The 7,939-nt window shown below is 34.8% G+C and carries 7 protein-coding genes; all 7 read right to left on the bottom strand.

The window, feature by feature from the left end; all coding sequences use genetic code 11:
- Positions 1 to 410 precede the first annotated feature (410 nt).
- Positions 411 to 866, bottom strand: coding sequence for an 8-oxo-dGTP diphosphatase (locus tag RWR88_RS08070; protein ID WP_314451712.1), 456 nt, complete (start codon positions 864 to 866; stop codon positions 411 to 413).
- 19 nt (positions 867 to 885) lie between these two features.
- Positions 886 to 1,320, bottom strand: coding sequence for a peptide-methionine (R)-S-oxide reductase MsrB (msrB, locus tag RWR88_RS08075; protein ID WP_314451714.1), 435 nt, complete (start codon positions 1,318 to 1,320; stop codon positions 886 to 888).
- An 11-nt stretch (positions 1,321 to 1,331) separates the two neighbouring features.
- Positions 1,332 to 3,320: a DNA mismatch repair endonuclease MutL gene (gene mutL, locus RWR88_RS08080; protein WP_314451716.1), complete on the bottom strand. Its 1,989-nt coding sequence runs from the start codon at positions 3,318 to 3,320 to the stop codon at positions 1,332 to 1,334.
- Between the two features lie 4 nt (positions 3,321 to 3,324).
- Positions 3,325 to 5,943, bottom strand: a complete 2,619-nt coding sequence (gene mutS / locus RWR88_RS08085; RefSeq protein ID WP_314451718.1) for a DNA mismatch repair protein MutS — start codon at positions 5,941 to 5,943, stop codon at positions 3,325 to 3,327.
- A 20-nt stretch (positions 5,944 to 5,963) separates the two neighbouring features.
- Positions 5,964 to 6,761, bottom strand: a complete 798-nt coding sequence (locus RWR88_RS08090; RefSeq protein ID WP_314451720.1) for a TIGR00282 family metallophosphoesterase — start codon at positions 6,759 to 6,761, stop codon at positions 5,964 to 5,966.
- Positions 6,762 to 6,906: 145 nt separating this feature from the next.
- Positions 6,907 to 7,236, bottom strand: coding sequence for an AzlD domain-containing protein (locus RWR88_RS08095; RefSeq protein ID WP_314451722.1), 330 nt, complete (start codon positions 7,234 to 7,236; stop codon positions 6,907 to 6,909).
- A partial coding sequence (locus tag RWR88_RS08100; protein WP_314451724.1) for an AzlC family ABC transporter permease occupies positions 7,233 to 7,939 on the bottom strand: 707 nt, incomplete at its 5' end. The genes RWR88_RS08100 and RWR88_RS08095, both read right to left, overlap by 4 nt.

Below are 7,939 nucleotides of genomic sequence, written 5' to 3' on the forward strand. Positions count from 1 at the left end.
CCATCAAATCCATCATTGGTCTTGCATCTTTAATCCGTTCTTCCATATTATAACATCCTTTCTATTTTCATGAAGAAAAATCGAACTTGCCTTAATTCTCTCTTCACTATATAGATACGATAAAAAGTTTTAAAAATATTTTTCTTAAACGGATTTTTATAAAAAAATCTAACCTGTAGTATTCATACAAAGTGGAGTCTTCATCTTAAACGTACACTCATCCATTTACGGAAAAACGGAGAAAGACTTCCCATAGTAGCATGCATAATAGCAGCCGAAACATCGGCTACTATTATTAGGAAATTTCGAGACCAAGGCTCGAAATTTAGCAATGAAACCCAAAGGGTTTGCTTGCGTCCTTTGCTACTATATTTAGGAAGTCTTTCGTAGTTTCTACTAAAAATTCTGTCCTATTTCAATTCCGGAATATAGTCCTCATCCCCATAATTGAAAAACAATTCAGTAGGTCCCTTTTGTTCAAAAATGTCTAACATTTGATCCAAATGCCACAATGGTTCTCGCTTCTTCAAATCTTCTAAAGAAATCCAAAACATATCTCCCTCAGACGAAGAACGAAGTTCGCCAGTGTAATGACTCGTTTTATATAAAAAGACAATATAACGTGTTCCATCTGGTCGAATCCAATCTTTAATTCCACAAAACTCTAGCTGACTAATCGTTAGACCTGTTTCTTCTTTAATTTCTCTAATAGTCGAATCTACAATCGATTCCATTGGTTCAACATGACCTCCCGGGAAAATTAATCCTTGTGCATAACTCAAATTTTTCTCTTGCACTAAAACATTACCCTCTTGGTCATAAATCATACACATATTTGTCAATTCAGTATGAACAGTACGACTCATTTTCTAACTCCATTTCTCTTTAAAAGTATTGAAGAAATTCTCCATATCCTTCTTTTTCTAAATCTGCTTTTGGAATAAATCTTAATGCAGCAGAATTAATACAATAACGTAATCCACCTAACTCTTCAGGCCCATCTGGGAATACATGCCCTAAATGAGAATCCGCTTTTTGACTACGAACTTCTGTACGAACACGATTTAATTTATGGTCTTCTTTTTCTGTTAATGTTGTATTTTGAATCGGTCTTGAAAATGATGGCCATCCGCAACCTGCATCAAATTTATCTTTTGAACTAAATAATGGTTCACCACTCACTACATCTACATAAATACCTTCTTCAAAAAATTCATCATATTCTCCTGAAAAAGGACGTTCTGTTGCTTCATTTTGCGTCACTTCATATTGAATTTCCGTTAATCGTTGTTTTAATGCTTCTTTTGAAAATTCTGACATTTTTCTTCCTCCTAATCTTCAAATTTCCACTTCGATTGATGTGGATCTTGAATTCGTTTAAATAATTTTTCCAAATCTTTGTTGCTTAAATGAACTAATACAGGTCTACCATGAGGACAATTATACGGATTTTTACATTTTGCTAAGTCCACTAATAGTTGTTCCGCTTCAAGCGTTGTTAAACGATGATTCGCCTTAATCGAACCTTTACAGCTCATCATAATGGCAGTTGCTTTCCGTAACTGAGCAACCGTTACTTTTTGATTTGAGAGAATTAAATCAATAATCTCTTCGATAATTTCTCTTTCTTCTCCCTGTTTCATCCAACTAGGATGAGATTGAATTTGAAAAGTATGCGTACCAAATGGTTCGATTTCAATACCAAATTCACGAATCATGTCTAACGACTCTTGTAATTTGAGCGCTTCTTTTTTCGAAAATTCCATGACAATCGGAATCATTAAGGATTGACTCACTGGCGCTACTTCTCCAATAGAAACTTTAAAAATTTCATATTTAATCCGTTCTTGAGCAGCATGTTGATCAATCATGTATAAACCTTTTTCATTTTGTGCAAATAAATATGTCCCATGCATTTGCCCAAAATAATGTAATTCTGGAAAATCAGTTTCAAAATTTTCTTCATCCAATTCTTGAGACAATTTCCAATAATTCGCTTTTTCTTGGTGAAAATCTATTCTGCAAGTTTCACAATCCTCTTTGTAATGAGCCGTTATTTGAACTGGAATTTCATCTTTTAATTCTTCAGAAATCTCTCCCTCAAATGAACTCTCTTCAGTTTCTAAAGGTAGCTCTTCAGAACTTAACACTTCACTCGAATACGAAGTAGTCTCATCCTCTTGTATCCACTCGCTAGGAGTTTCAACTCGAATGGACGGCTGAACAGGTTTTAAGTCAAAATTTAACGTTTCTTGTTCCACTACCGGTCGAGCAGTTGTCGATTCCGTTGATTTACGTTTAAATGGTAAATCTTCTAATGATTCAGGAATTCGTTGTACCCCTTGAATCGACTCATGGATCGCTTTTTGAATAAGGGCTGAAAGTTCCACTTCTTTACTAATACGCACTTCCTGTTTTGTTGGATGTACATTGACATCGACTAATTGGAAATCCATTTCAATATCAATCACTGTAATTGGAAAACGTCCCACCATTAAAGTAGAACCATATCCTGCCACAATTGCTTTAGAAATCGCAATATTACGAATCGAACGCCCATTGATAAAAATTGAAATATAATTTCGATTGGATCTTGTTAATTCTGGTAAGGAAGTATAGCCACTGACTTTGAAATCATCATCTTCCCCGCTAAATGCTAACATTTTACGAGCGTTAGTAGGACCTAAATTACCTGCAATCGCTTGACGTAAGTCACCATTACCTGCAGTTCGAATTAATTCATTTCCTTCATTTCTTAAAATAATAGAAATTTCTGGATGACTTAGAGAAATTTTACTCACAACATCTGTAATATGGGCAATTTCCGTTTGAAGTGTACGAACAAATTTCAAACGAGCAGGAGTATTATAAAATAAATCTGAAACTTCAATGGTAGTCCCTTTTAACGGAGGTACTTGAGTTTCTTCTACAATCGTTCCTGACTCAACTTTTAACTGAGTTCCCACTTCTTCTCCTGTTGAAGTCGTTACAGTCACTTTTGAAACTGCTGTAATACTCGCTAAAGCTTCTCCTCTGAATCCTAATGTTTTAATGCGGAATAATTGCTCCGGTGAATAAATTTTACTCGTCGTATGACGGCGAATCGATAAGACGGCATCTTCACGACTCATCCCTGAACCATTATCAGTAATTCTAATCAATTTTAATCCTGCTTCTTCAATTTCAATGACAATTCTTGTACTGCCAGCATCAACTGCATTTTCCAATAATTCTTTGACAACAGATGACGGTCGTTCAATGACTTCCCCTGCTGCTATCTGATTGGTTAATAAAGCACTTAATTCTTTAATTTTCCCCATAGACTCACCCTTTCAGTCTTGTTTGCCATTGGTCGATAAATTGTAACGCTTGAAGTGGCGTTAAATTCATCACTCGAACGGATTTTATCTCCTCTAATACTTCTTGGTCGAGATTACTTGTAAATAAATCCAATTGTTCTGTTTCGACACGTGGAACTTTAACAGTAGCACTACTTTCTACAATTTCCACTTCAGCCTTTTCCACTGGATCGTCTTCTTGAAGATTCACATTCGCTTGCGAATTGTTTTCTAAAATCGTTAAAATATTTTCTGCATGACTTAATAATGATGAAGGTAATCCAGCTAATTTAGCGACATGAATTCCATAACTCTTATCTGCTGGCCCTTCCATAATTTTATGAAGGAAGACCACTTCGCCATCTTTTTCAATCGCACCAACATGAACATTTTTTAAATCTTCATACGTATCACTTAAAGCTGTTAATTCATGATAATGAGTTGAGAAAAGGACTTTCGCAGTTAAATGTTCATGAATATATCCAATAATGGCATGAGCAAGTGCCATCCCATCATACGTAGCTGTTCCTCTTCCGATTTCATCAAATAATAATAAACTTGTTGGATCAGCTTGTCGTAATGCTGTATTAGTTTCCATCATTTCTACCATGAAGGTACTTTGACCAGAAATTAAATCATCTGCTGCTCCAATTCGTGTAAAGATTTTTGTAAAAATTGGAATTTTTGCACTTGTCGCTGGAACAAAGCAACCAATTTGAGATAGAATCACACAAAGCGCCAACTGTCTCATATACGTTGATTTACCAGACATATTTGGTCCAGTAATTAATAAAATATGGTCTTCTGGCGTTATTTGAATCGAATTAGGAACATAGCTAGAACGTCCCATCACTTTTTCAACAACTGGATGACGACCATCAATAATTTCTAACGAGCGATCCATTAATGAAATCGTAGGTCTTGTTAATTGATACGCTTCACTGACGGTGCTAAACGACTGCAACACATCAATCGTTGCTACTGCTTTTGCTAATTCTTGTAATTGCTCCGTATAAGTTTTCACTTCTTCACGAACAGCCACAAATAATTCATATTCTAGTAAACTTGATTTCTCTTCAGCTTCTAAAATCAACGCTTCTTTTTCTTTTAATTCAGGTGTAATAAAACGTTCTGCATTACTTAATGTTTGTTTTCGTTCATAACGACTATCATCTAACTGAGAAAGATTTGCTTTTGTTACTTCGATATAATATCCAAACACTTTATTATAACTAATTTTTAACGATTTGATCCCAGTAGCTTCTCGCTCTGTTTGTTGTAATTGAGCAATCCATTCTTTCCCATGTGCCATTGTTTCTCGGTAAAGGTCTAGTTTTTCATGATAGCCTTTTTTAATAATATTCCCATCTGATAAAGATACTGGTGCATCTTCATCAATGGCTCTTTCAATGCGTTCATATAATTCTGGAATCGCATGTAATTGTTGTTTTAACTTTTGCCATTTCGGATGATTCAAACTATCTGCAATCGCTCTAAAAACAGGAACTTTCTCTAATGTTTGTTTTAATTGTAATAAATCTCTCGCATTAGCAGTTCCAAATGAAACTTTCCCAACAATTCGCTCTAAATCATATACACCTTTTAACGCTTCAATAAAATCTATCCGTTCAAAATAATGTTGTGTCAAACTTTCTACTAAATCATGTCGTTCTTCAATATCAGTTTGAAGCACTAATGGTTTTTCAATCCATTGCTTTAATAAACGAGCACCCATCGCTGTTTGAGTTTCATCTAGGAACCAATAAAGAGAACCTTGTTTTTGCTGCGTACGAATCGTACTCGTTAACTCTAAGTTTCTTTTCGCTTCATAGTTCATGAATAAGTAAAAATCTCGTTCATAATAACTCGCTTTTTGAAGGTGAGTAAAACTTTTCTTTTGAGTTTTCGCTAAATAAGATAATAAACCTTCCAGCACTTCATAAACATCTTCCTGTTCGATATCTTCTAGTAACGCATCAAAACTTCCTTTTTGAATGTCTTCAGTTGCTAAGGTAGATGGTAAAATATCAAAATACAGGCACATTTCTTCTAATGCTTCCGAAGAAAAATCTCCTACTTTCACTAATTCTCTCGTTTTTAAACTCGAACATTCACTGCGCACTTCTTCCATCGATTGGACACAAGTTCCTTTTAATTCCCCTGTCGCAACATCGACATAGCCTAAAGCATACGAATCTTGCGCCAATGGTTTTAATGCTACTAAATAGTTATTGGCATGTTGTTGAGAATATTCCGTATACGTCCCAGGCGTTAATACTTGGACAACATCTCTTTTGACCATTCCTTTAGTAAATTTAGGATCTTCTAATTGCTCACAAATCGCAACTTTCTTTCCATATTCAATTAATGTTCGAATATATTCTTTAGCAGAATGATGAGGAACTCCACACATTGGAATTGGATCTTCTGCATTTTTATTTCGACTTGTTAATGTAATTTCTAATAGACGAGCAGCTTCTAGCGCATCATCATAAAATAATTCATAAAAATCTCCCAAACGATAAAACAATAAACAATCCGGATATTGTTCCTTAATCGAAAAATATTGTTCCATCATGGGCGTTCTCTTCGTTTTTTGAGGCATTCGTAAAATTTTCTCCTTTACTATTCCATAAATGGTTGATCTGGTGAAATTTTAATGGGTAAAATTTTCTTCACTTTTCCGGTTGCATCATCGCATTCAATAAAACAAGCGGATAATTGAATCTCATCAGGATCAGACACTTCAAATCTTGTTGGTAATTGGTTTAAAAATTTACCAATAATGGCTTCTCTTTCCATTCCTAAAATTCCATTATACGGACCTGTCATCCCTACATCACACATCACAGCCGTTCCCTGAGGTAAAACACGGGCATCATTCGTTTGTACATGAGTATGCGTTCCAATGACTGCAGTTACTTTCCCATCTAAAAACCAACCCATTGCTTGCTTTTCACTTGTCACTTCCGCATGAAAATCCACAAAAATAATCGGCGTTCTCTTTCGAGCTGTTTCAACGAGTGACTGTATCACTTGGAATGGATCGTCTAATGTATTCATAAAGACACGACCTTGTAAGTTAATAACACAGACTTCCACTTGATTACACTTTACAAATACCATGCCTTGCCCTGGAACTCCTACTGGATAATTCGCTGGACGAACCATTTTTTTTGCATCATCAATAAATTCAAAAATATCACGATTATCAAAAGCATGGTTTCCTAATGTAACAACATCTGCACCTGCTTGTAATAATTGCTTATAAATTTTCTCCGTAATGCCCTTTCCATTCGCAGCATTTTCCCCATTAACAATCGTTACTTGAGGTTTATATTTTTTCTTTAATTTTGGTAAATAATCTTCAATTGCTTGACGTCCTGGAGCACCAACAACGTCTCCAACAAATAATAACTTCATGTGACTCCTCTTTCTATTTCATCTTCTATTAGTGTAACAACAAATGTTTTGAAATGGTAGTGTTTTGCTGAAAGAAATTCGAATAGAATGCAAAAAACTCCTAAAGCCTTATAAAGACTTTAGGAGCTTTCATTACTTTTTACATTTAAGCAAATACTACTTGAATTAAAATCATATAGATCATCGTTGGAACAAAGATGCTTAATAAAGTATTTTGTTTCCACCAATGTAAAACTACTACACAAGCAATACTAATGAGTTCTGCTGCCCCAAATGGTGCTTGTGTCCAAGCTACATCTTTGACACAGTAAATAACTAATGTCGTCATAATAGCTTTAGGCAATACTTGCGCAATAAATTGCAAGCGAGGGGGTAATACATCATGATGACGAAACATCACATAGGGGAATAATCTTAATCCGAATGTTACAATCGTTGCTACCATCATACTTAAAAAAATCATCATTGGTGTCATTTCGATACTCCCTCCTTCAATGGATGTTTCATATTTCTTTCAAAAATTACCATTAATAAAATGACTGTACAAGCTAAGCTTGGTAATAAGAAGTATTTTGGACCAACTGCAATTAACCAGAATAAAGCACTACTTCCACCGATTAAAAATGGATAATAACGATCACTTTGCATGATTTGATTCACAACAATTAACACGAATAATGCCGTCATTGAAAAATCAATTCCTTTTGCAGAAAATGGAATATAGTTTCCAGCGATAACACCAACCATCGTCCCGAATACCCAATACACATGATTTAAAAACGCAAGATACACATGAACAATATCAGAATAAGTTCCCTCTTCCTCTTGCTTCATCCCCACCATAACTGAAAATGTTTCATCGGATAACGCGAAGATTAAATAAAAAGCCTTCCACCCTAATCGCTTAAATAATTCAATAAAACTAATTCCATAAAACATCATACGTGCATTAATGAGTAATGTCATAATAGCAATCATTCCAAGTCCTAAACCGGCATTCATAAAGCTGACAATGGCAAATTGCATTGACCCTGCATACATAAAAATACTAGAAAAAATTGCCCACCAACCTGAGTAACCATCTTGAACCATTAAAATAGCAAATGCAATTCCTAAAAATAAATAGCCAAAGAAAATTGGTAATGATAATTTAAATGCTTGTTTCCACTCTTTCATTC

The sequence above is a fragment of the uncultured Granulicatella sp. genome (assembly GCF_963528195.1).
Classification (GTDB): domain Bacteria; phylum Bacillota; class Bacilli; order Lactobacillales; family Aerococcaceae; genus Granulicatella.

Excerpts from the sequence above, each read along its gene's own strand:
- RWR88_RS08070 (WP_314451712.1), bottom strand. The coding sequence starts at position 866 with ATGAGTCGTACTGTTCATACTGAATTGACAAATATGTGTATGATTTAT.
- msrB (WP_314451714.1), bottom strand. The coding sequence starts at position 1,320 with ATGTCAGAATTTTCAAAAGAAGCATTAAAACAACGATTAACGGAAATT.
- mutL (WP_314451716.1), bottom strand. The coding sequence starts at position 3,320 with ATGGGGAAAATTAAAGAATTAAGTGCTTTATTAACCAATCAGATAGCA.
- mutS (WP_314451718.1), bottom strand. The coding sequence starts at position 5,943 with ATGCCTCAAAAAACGAAGAGAACGCCCATGATGGAACAATATTTTTCG.
- RWR88_RS08090 (WP_314451720.1), bottom strand. The coding sequence starts at position 6,761 with ATGAAGTTATTATTTGTTGGAGACGTTGTTGGTGCTCCAGGACGTCAA.
- RWR88_RS08095 (WP_314451722.1), bottom strand. The coding sequence starts at position 7,236 with ATGACACCAATGATGATTTTTTTAAGTATGATGGTAGCAACGATTGTA.